This is a genomic window from Paraburkholderia xenovorans, assembly GCF_046030735.1.
In the GTDB taxonomy this organism is placed as follows: domain Bacteria; phylum Pseudomonadota; class Gammaproteobacteria; order Burkholderiales; family Burkholderiaceae; genus Paraburkholderia; species Paraburkholderia xenovorans_A.
On the sequence record NZ_JAQQBV010000004.1, the window covers coordinates 278,415 to 291,520 of the forward strand.

At 59.6% G+C, this 13,106-nt stretch carries 19 protein-coding genes; 6 read left to right on the top strand and 13 right to left on the bottom strand.

All coding sequences use genetic code 11. The features are described 5' to 3' along the window. Positions 1-71: 71 nt before the first annotated feature. The 12 genes from PQQ51_RS06010 to PQQ51_RS06065 form a co-directional block, all read right to left on the bottom strand. Positions 72-401: a helix-turn-helix domain-containing protein gene (locus tag PQQ51_RS06010; protein ID WP_408495607.1), complete on the bottom strand. Its 330-nt coding sequence runs from the start codon at positions 399-401 to the stop codon at positions 72-74. Then, complete coding sequence (locus tag PQQ51_RS06015; RefSeq protein WP_408495609.1) at positions 398-772, bottom strand: hypothetical protein; 375 nt, start codon at positions 770-772, stop codon at positions 398-400. The genes PQQ51_RS06010 and PQQ51_RS06015 overlap by 4 nt, the downstream gene beginning before the upstream one ends. Beyond that, entirely contained in the window at positions 769-1,221 is a 453-nt protein-coding gene (locus tag PQQ51_RS06020) for a hypothetical protein (protein WP_408495611.1), read from the bottom strand. The genes PQQ51_RS06015 and PQQ51_RS06020 overlap by 4 nt, the downstream gene beginning before the upstream one ends. Continuing rightward, a complete protein-coding gene (locus PQQ51_RS06025) occupies positions 1,218-1,550 on the bottom strand; it encodes a Lar family restriction alleviation protein (RefSeq protein WP_408495613.1) in 333 nt (110 codons plus the stop codon). The genes PQQ51_RS06020 and PQQ51_RS06025 overlap by 4 nt, the downstream gene beginning before the upstream one ends. Continuing rightward, a complete protein-coding gene (locus PQQ51_RS06030) occupies positions 1,543-2,037 on the bottom strand; it encodes a hypothetical protein (RefSeq protein WP_408495615.1) in 495 nt (164 codons plus the stop codon). Before PQQ51_RS06030 ends, PQQ51_RS06025 begins: the two co-directional genes overlap by 8 nt. 8 nt (positions 2,038-2,045) lie before the next feature. Beyond that, entirely contained in the window at positions 2,046-2,501 is a 456-nt protein-coding gene (locus tag PQQ51_RS06035) for a hypothetical protein (RefSeq protein ID WP_408495617.1), read from the bottom strand. Then, positions 2,498-3,766: a ParB/RepB/Spo0J family partition protein gene (locus PQQ51_RS06040; protein ID WP_408495619.1), complete on the bottom strand. Its 1,269-nt coding sequence runs from the start codon at positions 3,764-3,766 to the stop codon at positions 2,498-2,500. Before PQQ51_RS06040 ends, PQQ51_RS06035 begins: the two co-directional genes overlap by 4 nt. Beyond that, positions 3,759-4,073 carry a hypothetical protein gene (locus tag PQQ51_RS06045; protein ID WP_408495621.1) on the bottom strand — a complete coding sequence of 105 codons (315 nt, stop codon included), beginning with the start codon at positions 4,071-4,073 and terminating at the stop codon, positions 3,759-3,761. The genes PQQ51_RS06040 and PQQ51_RS06045 overlap by 8 nt, the downstream gene beginning before the upstream one ends. After that, on the bottom strand, positions 4,063-4,308 hold the full coding sequence (locus tag PQQ51_RS06050) for a hypothetical protein (RefSeq protein ID WP_408495623.1): 246 nt from the start codon (positions 4,306-4,308) through the stop codon (positions 4,063-4,065). The genes PQQ51_RS06045 and PQQ51_RS06050 overlap by 11 nt, the downstream gene beginning before the upstream one ends. After that, a complete protein-coding gene (locus PQQ51_RS06055) occupies positions 4,305-4,568 on the bottom strand; it encodes a beta-hexosaminidase (protein WP_408495625.1) in 264 nt (87 codons plus the stop codon). The genes PQQ51_RS06050 and PQQ51_RS06055 overlap by 4 nt, the downstream gene beginning before the upstream one ends. 613 nt (positions 4,569-5,181) lie before the next feature. After that, entirely contained in the window at positions 5,182-5,700 is a 519-nt protein-coding gene (locus tag PQQ51_RS06060; RefSeq protein WP_408495627.1) for a hypothetical protein, read from the bottom strand. Next, positions 5,648-6,145, bottom strand: coding sequence for a helix-turn-helix domain-containing protein (locus PQQ51_RS06065; RefSeq protein ID WP_408495629.1), 498 nt, complete (start codon positions 6,143-6,145; stop codon positions 5,648-5,650). The genes PQQ51_RS06060 and PQQ51_RS06065 overlap by 53 nt, the downstream gene beginning before the upstream one ends. A gap of 120 nt (positions 6,146-6,265) precedes the next feature. Here PQQ51_RS06065 and PQQ51_RS06070 point away from each other — a divergent pair, with 120 nt between their 5' ends. The 6 genes from PQQ51_RS06070 to PQQ51_RS06095 all read left to right on the top strand — a co-directional run bounded on the left by PQQ51_RS06070 (position 6,266) and on the right by PQQ51_RS06095 (position 12,339). Then, positions 6,266-6,478 (top strand): hypothetical protein, encoded by a 213-nt coding sequence (locus PQQ51_RS06070; RefSeq protein WP_408495631.1) that lies wholly within the window; start codon positions 6,266-6,268, stop codon positions 6,476-6,478. A 111-nt stretch (positions 6,479-6,589) separates the two neighbouring features. Beyond that, positions 6,590-7,105 (top strand): phage regulatory CII family protein, encoded by a 516-nt coding sequence (locus PQQ51_RS06075; protein WP_408495633.1) that lies wholly within the window; start codon positions 6,590-6,592, stop codon positions 7,103-7,105. A gap of 62 nt (positions 7,106-7,167) precedes the next feature. After that, positions 7,168-7,482 carry a hypothetical protein gene (locus PQQ51_RS06080; protein WP_408495635.1) on the top strand — a complete coding sequence of 105 codons (315 nt, stop codon included), beginning with the start codon at positions 7,168-7,170 and terminating at the stop codon, positions 7,480-7,482. Between the two features lie 162 nt (positions 7,483-7,644). Continuing rightward, positions 7,645-10,335 carry a VapE domain-containing protein gene (locus PQQ51_RS06085; RefSeq protein WP_408495637.1) on the top strand — a complete coding sequence of 897 codons (2,691 nt, stop codon included), beginning with the start codon at positions 7,645-7,647 and terminating at the stop codon, positions 10,333-10,335. Between the two features lie 239 nt (positions 10,336-10,574). Then, positions 10,575-11,354, top strand: a complete 780-nt coding sequence (locus PQQ51_RS06090) for a hypothetical protein (protein WP_408495639.1) — start codon at positions 10,575-10,577, stop codon at positions 11,352-11,354. Positions 11,355-11,574: 220 nt separating this feature from the next. Further along, on the top strand, positions 11,575-12,339 hold the full coding sequence (locus PQQ51_RS06095) for a hypothetical protein (protein WP_408495641.1): 765 nt from the start codon (positions 11,575-11,577) through the stop codon (positions 12,337-12,339). Positions 12,340-12,671: 332 nt separating this feature from the next. On the opposite strand, the gene PQQ51_RS06100 is transcribed toward PQQ51_RS06095, so the two are convergent. Next, a complete protein-coding gene (locus PQQ51_RS06100; protein WP_408495643.1) occupies positions 12,672-12,887 on the bottom strand; it encodes a hypothetical protein in 216 nt (71 codons plus the stop codon). Between the last annotated feature and the right edge of the window lie 219 nt (positions 12,888-13,106).

The following is a 13,106-nucleotide window of genomic DNA, read 5'->3' on the forward strand; positions in this document are numbered from 1 at the left end:
TTTCGCACCCCAAGACGGATCGTTTTTCGGATCTTCGGATAACCATTGTGCTCCAAGCGCGGAAAACGTGCCTATCCGGTAAAAGCTACCTCTCCGCTCACGGTCAGCGTTGGCAGCGGACGTGCCCGGCGACCGGGCCTACGTCGATCCGGCGTTTCTATCTGCCGTGCGATAGCGCGGGCGACGCGATCATCAGTCTCCGGCTCATGCGCGCCCTGCAGGCGAGCCAGCGACTGCTCCTGCGTTTTCTTCCTGAGGAAGGCAATGACGTCGTCTTCTAGGAACACCCAAGCCCGCCCGATTTTGGCGCCGGGCAGCTCGCCGGTGCCGGCGAGTTTCATCGCCGTGTTGCGGTCGACCTTCAAAAACTCCGCACACTCAATCAGATCAAACGTTCTCATACGTTCATGCTCCCAGCTTGCCGCGCGGCAGCCTGTTGAAACCCGGCCAAAATTTCCATTGCTCGAAAGTTAGCCCGGCTTACTGCCGGCGCTTGCCCCGCGATGCACCAGTGTTCATCCATTCGTCGACGCATGCTCATAGCGCGGTAGCGCTCGATTCTTCCCGCATCGAGCAGGCCGCTGAGCGCGGTCTCGATAGCGGCCTGTGCCGTCGATAGCGCCATGATGATTCGCTTCTTCGGTAGGGCGCTTTGCTCCTCTAGCAGCGTCATAACCTCGTCCTGCAAAGCAACTTGGTCGCGCGCCCATTGGCGATGCCCGTTGACGATCACCGGTACGTAGCGGCCCGAATCAATCGGCATGCGGTTCATGGACGACCTCCTGTGCTCATCGGTATTCCTGGTGCCTCGACCGGACAATCTGCGCAGGCTTCATCCGGAGTCGTGCGGCGGATGTTGCAGCAGATCCGTCGCTTTGCCGCCGGCTTCCCCAATTGCGCAGGCACGGCAGGGGATGCGGCGAGCATCTCGCCATAGATTGCCCCGATACTCCAGACGGGTTCGTATCGGTGTTTCTCGCCGACATACGTCATCGCGTTAGCCGGTTCCAATGGCACAAGCTTCCACCCTTCAGGCACGGCAGGCTTGCTTGACGACAACTCGTCGAGTGTTACAGAGGCTTCCACGAAGCTACGATAGCGACAACCCGATTGATGATGGCGTGCGGCGGTTTCGTCCTGCTTGCCGCAGGTGCACACGGATCTCCGATGGTCCCGGGCGTAGTCGATAATCGCAGAAGCCTGTTGGTAGATAGTGCTCACGATCGCGCCTCCCCGTCGACGATGCGCTTGTTCCACTTGCGCACGGCCATGCTCATTGCGCGCAGATGGAGAACTAAAGCGCGCCGCTCGTCCGGTGTCGCCTCACCGCCGCCGGCAGGAAGGTCGCCATGGGCCTCCGCACGGCATTTCAGGCAGCGGACCCAGTAGCTCGGCGTGTGGGTGTTCGTGAGCTCGAGGCGGTTGCTTCCGCAGAACGGGCAGTGATCGAGCGTGTGACCAGCGTGCTTGCCGTCGTCCTCGAATGAGCCGCTGAAGTGGCGTTCGTCGCAGTAGATAGTCAAGCCGGGAATCGGCGAGTGCTTAGGCATGGTCGCCTCCGTTGACATGGTGATGGATCGACTCGTCACCTGGATCGCGGTCGATGCGCTCGATCTCGGCGAGGATCAGCGAGGCGGCTTTGACTAGGCCTCTCCGTGGAGTCACCGGCTTCCACCAGTCCGAGCTAAACGGCCAGAACAGCACCTTGAAACGATCTTCAGCGTCCGGCATAAACGAGTTGAGCGCGAAGCCCGCATCGACCGCGTACGCAGATCCAGCCAGCGCGAGCGTGCCAGGTGTATGCTCATCGTCGTGCTCCGGTGTCCAGCCCTCAACGTCGACGTGGCGTCGCCGTTCAGCGATGACGTCTCGCTCGGCCACACTTAGCATCGCATGCGCACCGTGTGCGTCAAGAAGGGATTGAATGTAGAGCGGCCAGAACGCATCTTCCGCCGGCGTTACGCTGCGGTCGGTGCTCAATACGGCCGTGCACGCTTCGACGTGGAGAGCGCGCAATTCGTTTTCGTTCAGTTTCATGGTGCCTCTCACGTCGACGTCGGCCGCATCGCGCGGTCGAGCATCATCAGTCCTGTTTCGAGCTGGACGCCAGCGGCGTTGGCCCACGTACGCGCTTCCTGCGCCGCTTTGTGCCGGCTGAAACTGCCTACCTCGTCGCGCATAAGGTCGAGCAGTTCGATGTCGGCTCCAAGCGCGACGGCGTCGACCAGCTTGCGGATCTCGGTGCGAATGGCGTCGATCCGAGCGAGGTTTGCGAGTCGGGCATCCGACTCGCTTCCCTTCTTCTGGATAGCTTTTCGCCGCGCGAGCGGCGCTTCGTTCGTCTGGATCGTTTTGGCGGGCGCGAGCCCGCTGCTGTCGACGTCGTCGTTCGATGCGTGCGCCGGGACGGCGCCAGCGAGGGAAAGCCGTGGGCGCTTGTCCGCCGCTTCCCGCTTACGCGGCAGCTGACGTGGGGTAGAAATGGCCGGGCGAACCGTCATTTGGTTGCCTCCGCTGCCATTTCCTCAGTCCAGTCGGGATCGGGCGCTGTCCAAAGCTGTTCGAGCCACGCATGCACGCCAGGCATTTCCTTGGCGTTGCGAGTGTTCCACTGATCGAGCTGCTTTCGAAGCGACTGGACTGCGGCTCGGACGGCCTGCCCGCGAGTCTGGTAAGTCGTGTCAGCACCGCGTAGTTTGCAGGGGCTCGATCCAGCAGCGGTGCCGATTGCATAGGACGTCGAGTAAATCCATTTGCCCAGATCGACATGGGCAAGGTCGATCTCGACGGGGTGCTTGTTGGTAAGCTTGAACAAGGGGGCTTTGAGCGTCTCGCAGTCCGTATAGACGCCGTGTTCATTCGGCTTGTGGATGCGATATTTCGCACGCCTTGCTGGAACCGCATCGAGCAGGTCAGCATGAGGCGTGAGTGCCGCGTGGACGCCTGCGATCGTGCCTGGCGAGAGTTTGCCGAAAGTCGGATCGTGCAAGACGGACTGCAATGCCTGCAAAAGTTGCTTTGCATGCGCGTCGGTGACCTTGTGGGTCGCGGGTTTTGCGAGCGCCTTCTTGGTGACCTTCGCCTTTCCACCTGCCTTAACTTGCGCAGCGGCGATTTGGAGTCGCTCAAATGCCTTCTCGCCCCCGTGTGCGCGGATCTCGTCGATAGCGAGCGTTGACGAAACAACCTTGTCACGAACCAGCTTGTGAAGTGCCGCTGGCGCCTTCGCGAGCAGCAGCACGTCGCGGATCGTCTGATCCGTGATGTTCAGTCGTTGGCAAATGGTCGTATTCGGTTCGCCAAGCTCCTGGAGTTCGACAACCTTCTCGGCGAGTTGCAGCGGCGTGAGCTTCTCGCCATCGTTTGTCGTGATGCCGGCGTAAATCAGGTTTGCGCGGTTGACGGACTTGGCTTCGTCGATAACGATCGGAAGGCGATCGATCTGCGCGCCTTCTGATATAGCGAGCAGTGCGCCATGGAAGCGGTGCTGCCCGGCATAGACGTAGATTCGGTTTTCGCCACCAACTTTACGCACGAAGCACCCGAGCGGTTGCTTGCGGTCGTAACCGTTCACCTTGATGAGGTTCGCCATATGTCGAACGCGATCGCGGTCGAGCGGCCGGACGTTATCGCGCGGATCATAGTGGAGCTGATCCGGAGGTACGGTCCAAAGATCCGACGATCCGCCGCCAGCGGCTTTGACGGCTGCCTTCGTGTTGCCGGTGACGATCATCGCGTCGAGAACGAGTGGACTGGTCTTAGCCATTGTTGGACCCTCCCGTCGACGGGATGTCGCCAACATCTGCAAACGTTGCGTCCGGTGCGTAGTGAAACAACGTGCCATCGAACGGGGCAATCGTTGTGCCGGCGAGCCAGTACACAAGGCGCTCGTCGGAGCGTCGGATGGCCTGCCGCACGACCGTAGCGCGCACTAGCATGTGCAGATCGAGCCGGAGTGCCTGTCGATCGGCGTGAGGCAATGAAACCTCGACATTGTCGATTGTGAGCGGATCGCGCTGGCCGGCGAAAAACGCGATCAGTGCCTTGCAAATGGGGGAGAGGTCAGCTGGCATGTTGCCTCCGGAGGCGAACGTACAGGTTGGCGCGCAGGAACGGTCGTGCGAAGCAGAGAGCACAGAAGAGTGCGATAGCCACGACGATGAGCTTGCCGGCGGAAATGCCAGCGAACAGCCAGAGCACCGTGTCGGCGAGGCCGAATAGGAAGCCGATGTGCCGGTGTTGAGCGGGGCCAGTGAGAAACCATGCGGTGCAGCACGTTGCAACGGCGATAAGGAGGGCGAAGATCACGCGACCTCCTTCACGCGTATCGCGCGCGGTTTCCGCTTCTTTGCCTTGGCGATCGTCTTTGCGGCAAGCGACTCAGCGGTTTTGCTACGGTGCTTTCCGATGGCCGCAGCGCAGTCGTCTTGGTTCGGATACGAAATCGACGTGCCGACGACGTCAGTGCCGTCCAGGATCACGTAAAGCGTGTGCACGCTGCCGGCGAGCGGCCGCCGCGCAACGACGTACTTTCCGACCATGACCGGTGTGGTCGCGCGCGGCGCCATCGGATCGTAATGGACGATGGAGCGCAAGCCGATAGTGTCTCTGCGCGTCGGCTCCTGTGGGGCATTGAATGTTGGTCTTTGCATGTGGCGTTACTCCGTGTCGCCTGCGGCGAGACGCTTGCCGTCCGGCGTGGATTGATTTGTTCGCTTCTGCTTTTTGCGCAGCTCAGCGCAATTGGTGAGGCAGATCCGCAAGGCGGGATTGGTGGCAGCGTCGCTAGGCGAGCCGCGTACGTGACGGAGACGGAATTCCCTCGCTATGTCGGCATCGCTAACGGGGATTCGGTCTGTCATCGCGCCACCTACACCCTTGCGTGAACTTGTCTTGCAGTTGCAACTGCCGGGGGCGGCGCTAGCACATTGATGGTCACGACGATGGCGGCAACGGCGAAGGCGAGGCGCCATGTCCTCGACTGTTCAAAGTCACTTTGCGGGGCCGGTAGTTCTGCTTGTGTGGCGCGGAGCCACGCCCGGCGGGCGCTTCCGGCTGAATCGGGTAGGGATTCCATGAGATCTCCGAGGGAGGAGTCGCACCGGGTGGTACAACTTCCGTCGAAGGATATCCGCATACGGAATTATATGTCAATTCCTCATGCGGATATTTTTTGGAAATTTAGAGTATGGATTGCCGCCTGCGGATATGTTTCGTCTTCGTTTGAGCAATCCAGGCGGATGTCAGTTGAGCGGCGACGGAAAGGGCTGCGTCTATCCACGCAATGTCATTGACATAGGTCAGCGCCGCAAAGCCGAGCGCGAAAACGATGGCAAGCGAGGTGGAGCCCTGGTGCCTGGGTTTTGGGGATTCGCGCTGGGCGTGAAGGCGTAGGCGTTGTGAGAGCTGGTCGAGTCCGTCTGCGAGTTGCAGTGCGTGCTCTGGCTCAACGCCAATGATGGAAAGTCCGATGCTGCCGTCGGCATGCGCGGTGGCGAGCGCCGCCGCGATGGCGGAGCCATCGGCGAAAATGCTACTGGTCAACTCGGCACATAAATGCGCCTGTCGTTCCTTCCGAGAGTCAATTGCGGGATCGTGCGATTTTTCCCGAGAAGTTTTGTCCGCAGTCGAATGGATGAGGCGTAATTTACGCCCCTGTTGGCTTCTTTCGGCGGCCCCGTACACTATTTTGTCGTTCATGGCTGGTCAACGTTTGGTCTGATGGTCTGCGTTGATTCAGCCGTTGAGCGACTTCAAGCTCTTCGTTCTGCGGATCCTGCCGTTCGGTGTGGGTCACCGGCGTGCCACTTGCTGCGGCCTCGTGAGAGGCAATAACGAACTCGATAAACGATTTGATCTTTTCCTTCTCCGTATAGGGAAGGGCCTTGTATTTCTCGTGAACGATCGCGGGAAGATCGTCACCGTCACCTTCTGTCAGAAGCGTCGCAATCGATACCCCAATAGCGTCTGCCAGTTTCCCTACTGTTTCGATTTCCGGCTCGGTGTCTTCATTGATGATCCGGTGAATCGAGCTCTGCGACATGTGGGCGCGCGCGGCCAGCTTCGCCTGCGTAGCGACTTCCGGCACGACCAGCATCAGCCGTTTGACGTTCTGGGCAAGGATGCGCTTCAGCGGTTTTTTCATCCTCAAATCATTCCATGTGCGGAATTCCCTATGCGGAATTGTTTGGGTTATACTTGCTTCCGTATACGGATATTCCGTGTTGAACTGGGGGCGCGAATGACGATATCAATGACTGAACCAATGCTTTCGACAGTCCTGCGGCGTCTGGATGGTTTGAAGGGGGAATGGCCGGAGGTCGCGAAAGAAAGCGGTGTTCCCTATCAAACGCTCACCAAGATCGCCTGCAGGATCGTCGCGGATCCGCGTATTTCAACGGTGCAGACACTGTTCGACTACTTCGCGACCAGGTCGGAGTCGCCGTCGACACCTCACAGCCCGGCCGCAAAACATTGATTGCGGCCTCGGCATCGCATGGCCACGCACCTGTTGAGATTCGATATTAGTGGTACGGCAGCGCGGTAAACAGAATGAAACGCAGTGGCGCCAAAGATACGGGGGATTCACATGACCTGCAGGTATAGCGGCACGGACTGGCTGGACGTGCTTTACACGTCGGTTCGAAACACGCCGGGGGGCGTCGCAGACGCAGCGGCTTTCCTGACCAATCGTCGCGGCAAGAGCATCGGCACCGAATCACTGCGCCTTCGTTTGCGCGGTGAAGGCGAGAACCGCCTCTCAATGGAGATGTTCGAGCTACTCGTCGAGTGGATGGAAGAAAAGCGCCAGCCGCAGTGCTTTGAGGCGATTCATGCACTCAATGCGCGCTTCGGTTTGCGTGCTACCGAGGCAACTGATCAGGATGCGGCGGACAGCGTCGACGCGGTCGCGCTTGGCGCACTGGATTTCGCGCGGCAATCGGGTGTTGTTGCTGGTGAAGTGCGAACCGCACTTGCTGACGGCGTTATCACGCCGCAAGAAGTCGATGCCATCGCTGTGGCCGCGCGCGCGAATCAGCGCCTGCTTGACCGACTCCTGCGCACCGTACAGGCCGTTAGCAGGTTGGGTCGCCGTCAAGCATGAGGTTTTGTCCTGGAATGCCATGCTGCAAGCCGCATCGCGTGCAGGTTGGACTGTCCTGCGATGTGAACCAGCAGATCGCGTGCGGCACATCCGCGCTGCGATGGATGGCCGATCGCAATCCTGAGCTCGTGCCGCAGTTTCTGACATCCCTCATCAACACATTCCCCGAGAACATCGCGCTCATTCGGCAGGCGGCATTGCACGCGGCGGTTGTTCCCCTGTTCGTTGAACGATCCGCTGTGGCCTGTGCGGCATTGAAAACCAAAACTGAGCGGCACGAATTCAGGCGACAGCTGAAGGGTGGGCTCGCGCGTGCCGATCTGGAGCGCTTCGATCAGCTCATGTCCGCCGAATGGCGCCGCCTTCGCGGCAAGTAATCAGGGAGATGTCAAAGTGACTTTGCGCGGTGCGAGTTCATTGCTTCGCCGTAGTAACCCATCTTTCGGACGTTCTCCGTCCGGTCCACAGATGTACGCCGCCGGCCGTGCTGCGTGGCGTGCGTTTTCTCACCAATGCGAACGCCAGAGGAGGATCAACGAATGTCTTCGTTAGAGCAGATCGTTCAGCAGCTCGAGGCTGATGGTCATCCGAAGCTGCCTGAAGGCCACCCCATTGCTGATGGCAAACCGCATCGGTATGGGGCTGGCAAGAAATACTGGTACTCGCTCCACCAGATCGAGCGCGCGGGCAAGGTCCTCGGTTACACCGGCGCATTCGGTCGTTGGTCCGGCAATGACAACGGCGCTCAGGCTTTCCAGTGGCGTGGCGAGGCATTGACGCCAGAAGACGTCAGTGCAGCCCGACAGCGCCAGCAGGCAGCCGATCGTGCCGAAGCCGAGAAGAAAGCGCATGCCGCGAAACTCGCCGCGAATCGCGCGCGCGATCAGTGGCAAAGAGCAAGTGACGACGGCACGTCAGGCTATCTCGACAGAAAGCAGATCACGCCAGAGGGCGTGCGATTCGATTCCGAAGGCACGGTGCTTGTGCCGATGTTCCAGTACGCCGACAGCATTCGGCTCGTTGGACTGCAAAAGATCACGCCCGATGGCGCGAAGCGCTTTAACAAGGGCATGGAGAAGAAAGGCGCTGCGTACCTGCTCGGCGATATTGGCGACGACGACAAGGTCGCGATGGTCGCGGAAGGGTATGCGACCGGCCGCTCGATCCGGATGGCGACCGACGAGGCTATCCCGGTGTCGATCTGCTTCGATGCCGGCGGCATTCTGTCGGCAGCGCGTTACCTGCGTGACACGTACCCCGATCTGCATGTGCTGATCTGCGCCGATGACGACTGGAAGATTGAGCAGCGGCTGCGGGAGTGCCTCGTCGAGGAGTTTGGCTACAGCGGCGAGTTGGCAATCGGCGGCGACGCGGTGCGCGTCGAAACGAAAAGCACCTGGTACACGATGTGCGCGGTGTACAAGCGCGATGGTCACGGTGTCAGTTACATCGAGCTGTCGTACGGAAATGACGTGGCGCCAGAACGTCGGAAGCGGTTCGAGAACGCAGGCTTCAAGTATGCGTATGAGGCGGTCGCGGATGTTGGTAATGCAAGCGTCGTATTTCCGCGCTTCGCTAACCGCGGTGACCGTAAGCTGACAGACTTCAACGATCTGTATTGCGCGGAAGGTCTCGAGCTCGTGCGGCAGCAGATCCAGTCCGCGCTGCTGGCCGCTTTGGCACCGACCGCACAGGAAATTCCGCTGGATGCGCTGATGCAGGATCGGGATCTCGCAGGCGACCCTCTATACGATCGCGCTGTTGTGGTTGTACGGACTGCGGCACGCGCGTCCGTGTCGCTTGTGCAGCGTGCGTTGAGCATCGGCTTTAATCGCGCAGCCCGGCTGATCGAACGTATGGCCGCTGATGGCATCGTTTCGGACGAAAGCCCGAACGGTACGCGGTCGGTGATCGGCGCCGTCAATGCAGAGCGCGCGACGTCCGCTGGCGCTGCGACAGACGAAAGCGACGGTCATGAGGTCGAGAACGGTGCGCACACCTGGGAGCGCGATCTTGCGCGGAGCGACAAAGGTAATTTGTTGCCCACGCTTGGCAACGTGCACCTGATTCTGTCGAATCACAAGGCATGGCAGGACGTCATCGCGCAGGACGATTTCGCGGGCCGCGTGGTGAAGCGGAAAAGGCCACCGTTTCCGCAGGGCGAGGTCGGCGAATGGTCTGACATGGACGACATTCGATGCGTGCTCTGGTTGTCGCAGAAATACGGGATATCTGTGCGGCAGGACATCGTGATGAACGCGGTGTTGCTCGTCGCGGACGCAACGCATTTTCACGATGTGCGTGAATACCTTGAGCGCCTTGTTTGGGACCGCGTAGAACGTGTGCGTGCGTGGGCGACTACCTATATGAATGTGGCCGATAGCGAGTACGTGAGATTGGCCGGCACGAAGTGGCTTATCGCGGCGGTCGCACGCGTGATGCGACCTGGCTGCAAGGCGGACAACGTGCTGATTCTGGAAGGCAAGCAGGGCTGGTACAAATCTACGGCGCTGGAAGTGATCGCGGGCAAGCCGTGGTACACGAATTCACCAATCCGCATCGGGGACAAAGACACTTACGCCGTTATGGCGGGCAAATGGATCATCGAGCTGGCTGAGCTGGATTCGCTCAACAAAAGCGATTCGTCGGCCGCCAAGAGCTTCTTTGCAACCGAGACAGATCGCTTTCGGAACTTCTACGGCAAGCGCGCGACGGACGTGCATCGGCAGGGCGTGTTCGCCGGCTCTGTCAATTTCGACACGTACCTCAAGGACGAATCGGGAAACCGGCGTTACTGGCCGCTTCGTGTTGGCGGTCCTATTCATATCGAAGCGCTTCGTCGCGACCGTGACCAGTTGTGGGCAGAAGCCGTCCATCTTTACCGGCAAGGTGTCATCTGGCACGTGACCGAGACAGAGAAGCCCTTGTTTGAGATCGAGCAGACCGAGCGGTACGAGGGCGATGTGTACGAAGACAAGATCTCCAAGTATCTCGAGCTCGTCAACCGCGTGACGATGGAAGAGATTCTTGGAGAGTGCCTGAAGCTCGACACATCCAAGTGGACGCTGCCCGAACAGCGGCGCATTGGCAAGGCGCTGAAGTCACTCGGGTGGGTGCGCAAGCGGGAGTCGACGGGCCGGCGTGGCTGGTACTACGTGCAGGAAGAGGAGCTGTTGACGCCTGTCGCCGAGCTTGCAACGGAGGGGGCTGACGATGACGCACCACTCTGATTTCACACGCACATGGCGCGCTGACCGCCCGGTTACGGCGCGCTTTCGCGCCAGCTTTGGCGCGCTGCGTAGCGGTTCCGGATGCGTCCCATGTCCCAACGTCCCAAGGGGGCGCCTTGCGTGTGCGTACGTGCGAGCGACGTGTGCGACGTGAGGGGGCGCATGTCGCGGGTGCATGCACACCCACAAGCCCTTTCTATTGGGACCTTGGGACATTGGGACAATATACGGAGTTAATGATGATCGACCTCAAAGAGCAAGCCGGGGTGGCGATGAACGTTCGCGGTCAGTTCTCTGATCCGATCGCCGATCCAAAAGTAACTTTGGGCGCGTTGGCATTCGCTAACGACTTGGGGCGTGCACTCGTGCGGATGAAGTGCGGGCAGGATGTCAGGCCGGATAACGTGCGACGCGCGACGTTGCTGCTCGCGCAGTTGATCCGCCGAAGTGGCCGCTTCGACCGTAGCAAATTCACGGGATTGGATTACGCCCAGGCGAGAGACCATCGATCCGGTCGGGAGGTCGAGCGAACCGAGGTCGATATCGTTGAGCGATTTGCACGTCGTCTACTGGTGGAGTGGATAGACGACCAGTGTCCACGTTGCGAAGGTCGTGGCGTTTCAGGCCGCGTGTTGGCGGCCCGACCTGTCGCGGTTACCTGTCCGCAGTGTAGCGGGAAGCGGTCGATATGCCTTTCGGAAGAAAGCGTGCCGTTCTTTGCACGCGCTGATGGGCGCGGGCCAATAATGTTTCGCCACTACGAGCGCTGCGGGCAATGTTTGGGGCGTGGCGTGATCATGCTGGACGCACCGAAGATTCGCGAGGGTCGACAGATCTGTCCGGACTGCGATGGAAATGGAAGATTGCCGGTTGACGAAGCCGCTCGGTCACAGGCCATTGGTGTGCCGTTGCCAAAATACCGCCGCCATTGGGCGAAGCATTTTCGCGCCATGCTCGCGTTGCTGGATAACGTCGATGGCGCAGTCGTGGACACAATGCGTCGGCAGATGCGAGGATGAAATGGCTTGCGTTCCAAGAATCGATCGAATATATTTCGGCCATCCTTTACCGAGTCACTGGATACATGGAGCGCCCGCCAACTCGTGGCGCAACCCTTTCGGCGACATACGAATAATTAAAGGTGCCCGTTAGGTTGTGTGGAGGCGTTCGCCTTCACGAATCACAGAATCCAAAGCCCTGAGTGCGAAAGCCTCGGGGCTTTTGCATTTGGGAGTCGCCATGTCGCGTGGCTCGTTTCAGATCAGGGTCGACGCCAGTTCGCTGGTGCAGGGCATCGACAATAACGTGCAGCGCCAATTGCCGTATGTGCAGGCGACGGCATTGAACAACACGGCGAAGCAGGCGCAACAGGCATTGAGGAGTGCAATGCCGCAGTACTTCGATCGGCCAACACCGTACACGCTCGGCTCGACCCGCATCACATACGCAACAAAGTCAAAGCCCGTCGCGACAGTCGGATACAAGGACGATTCGTTCAAAGGTACGCCAGCGACAAAGTACCTTTTGCCTGAAGTCGAAGGCGGTGACCGGAACGCAAAGCGCATCGAGCAGCTGTTGCGATACGCGGGGCTGCTGCCGGCTGACCGATTCGTCGTGCCGGCTGAAGGTGCGATGCTCGATCAGTACGGCAATATCTCGCGCGGTCAGTACTCGAAGATGCTTGCCCAATTGCAGACATCGCGCGATGCAGCGCAGAACGAAACAGATCAGTCACGGCGACGGTCCAGTCGACGTCGGCGCAACCCGACGAACGACGTGCGCTATTTCGTCGGGCAGCCCGGCGGTGGCAAAGAGCCACTCGGGCTGTGGGCGCGTTATCACTTCGCGCATGGATACGCGATCCGACCAGTCCTGTTGTTCGTGTCGGCACCGCACTATCAGCAGCGCTTCCCATTCGATCAGATCGTGGCCGACGCAGTCGACGCGAACCTCGCGACCAACGTGGCGGCTGCCTTCGCTCTAGCGTATTCGACAGCGCGATAGGGCGCGGCAATGGGCGGGGGCTGGACTCGATAGGAACTACCTAAAGATGCAGGTATTCGGATAGGGGGAAAGAAGGTACTTCCCCAGATCGCCGGTCACGGGTAATTCGAGCCGTGAGGAAAGCATCTTTTACAAAATTTTTCAGGGTAGCCAGATTCAGGTAGCCAGATGCACGGGCGTCAAATGTGACCGAGGCTGGAATTGCCTGCGGCGACCAACGCAGGATGAGCGTTGTTCAGAGGCAACAGGTGGGGGGCGAGTCAGAGGGGCAAACGAAGCCATCGCAACGACCGCTTGGCAAGGTGTTGCGAGGCAAACGCAGCGTTGAACAGTCAGTCTGAAACTGTCAACTGGTAGTGCGACCTGAGAAAATGCATGAACCGCTGACGCAAGGCAAACGCCAGTTCCGACGTTGTGACTTCCGGGTCGACAAAGTTGTCAGGGCTAGTGTCCGACAGGACGGACTTTGCGTAGTGATCCGCTCTCTCGACTGCTTCTCTCAGAGGCATTGACAGGCCAGAACTGCCTGTCAGGTAGGTGTCTTCCATTGCCAAGCTCCTAGTAAATTATCCACGACTCGTCTACATCCAGCATATACCTAGCCAGGGGGTTTGCACATGCCGCCTTCTCCTTACCTCGGGCCCAGGAATTAAAGAGTGACTTCCGCCTGAACGCGGCCTTAAACAAGTCGTGAGCTTGCAGCACGAGCTCGACAAATTCGACCAGTTCTTCGGCTGTTGGTTTGAGTCGGCCGGGCCCATTGCTCG

Bases quoted from the DNA above. Each gene is read 5' to 3' on its own strand.
- PQQ51_RS06010 (WP_408495607.1), bottom strand. From the start codon at position 401: ATGAGAACGTTTGATCTGATTGAGTGTGCGGAGTTTTTGAAGGTCGAC.
- PQQ51_RS06015 (WP_408495609.1), bottom strand. From the start codon at position 772: ATGAACCGCATGCCGATTGATTCGGGCCGCTACGTACCGGTGATCGTC.
- PQQ51_RS06025 (WP_408495613.1), bottom strand. From the start codon at position 1,550: ATGCCTAAGCACTCGCCGATTCCCGGCTTGACTATCTACTGCGACGAA.
- PQQ51_RS06030 (WP_408495615.1), bottom strand. From the start codon at position 2,037: ATGAAACTGAACGAAAACGAATTGCGCGCTCTCCACGTCGAAGCGTGC.
- PQQ51_RS06035 (WP_408495617.1), bottom strand. From the start codon at position 2,501: ATGACGGTTCGCCCGGCCATTTCTACCCCACGTCAGCTGCCGCGTAAG.
- PQQ51_RS06040 (WP_408495619.1), bottom strand. From the start codon at position 3,766: ATGGCTAAGACCAGTCCACTCGTTCTCGACGCGATGATCGTCACCGGC.
- PQQ51_RS06045 (WP_408495621.1), bottom strand. From the start codon at position 4,073: ATGCCAGCTGACCTCTCCCCCATTTGCAAGGCACTGATCGCGTTTTTC.
- PQQ51_RS06055 (WP_408495625.1), bottom strand. From the start codon at position 4,568: ATGGCGCCGCGCGCGACCACACCGGTCATGGTCGGAAAGTACGTCGTT.
- PQQ51_RS06060 (WP_408495627.1), bottom strand. From the start codon at position 5,700: ATGAACGACAAAATAGTGTACGGGGCCGCCGAAAGAAGCCAACAGGGG.
- PQQ51_RS06065 (WP_408495629.1), bottom strand. From the start codon at position 6,145: ATGAAAAAACCGCTGAAGCGCATCCTTGCCCAGAACGTCAAACGGCTG.
- PQQ51_RS06070 (WP_408495631.1), top strand. From the start codon at position 6,266: ATGCTTTCGACAGTCCTGCGGCGTCTGGATGGTTTGAAGGGGGAATGG.
- PQQ51_RS06075 (WP_408495633.1), top strand. From the start codon at position 6,590: ATGACCTGCAGGTATAGCGGCACGGACTGGCTGGACGTGCTTTACACG.
- PQQ51_RS06085 (WP_408495637.1), top strand. From the start codon at position 7,645: ATGTCTTCGTTAGAGCAGATCGTTCAGCAGCTCGAGGCTGATGGTCAT.
- PQQ51_RS06090 (WP_408495639.1), top strand. From the start codon at position 10,575: ATGATCGACCTCAAAGAGCAAGCCGGGGTGGCGATGAACGTTCGCGGT.
- PQQ51_RS06095 (WP_408495641.1), top strand. From the start codon at position 11,575: ATGTCGCGTGGCTCGTTTCAGATCAGGGTCGACGCCAGTTCGCTGGTG.
- PQQ51_RS06100 (WP_408495643.1), bottom strand. From the start codon at position 12,887: ATGGAAGACACCTACCTGACAGGCAGTTCTGGCCTGTCAATGCCTCTG.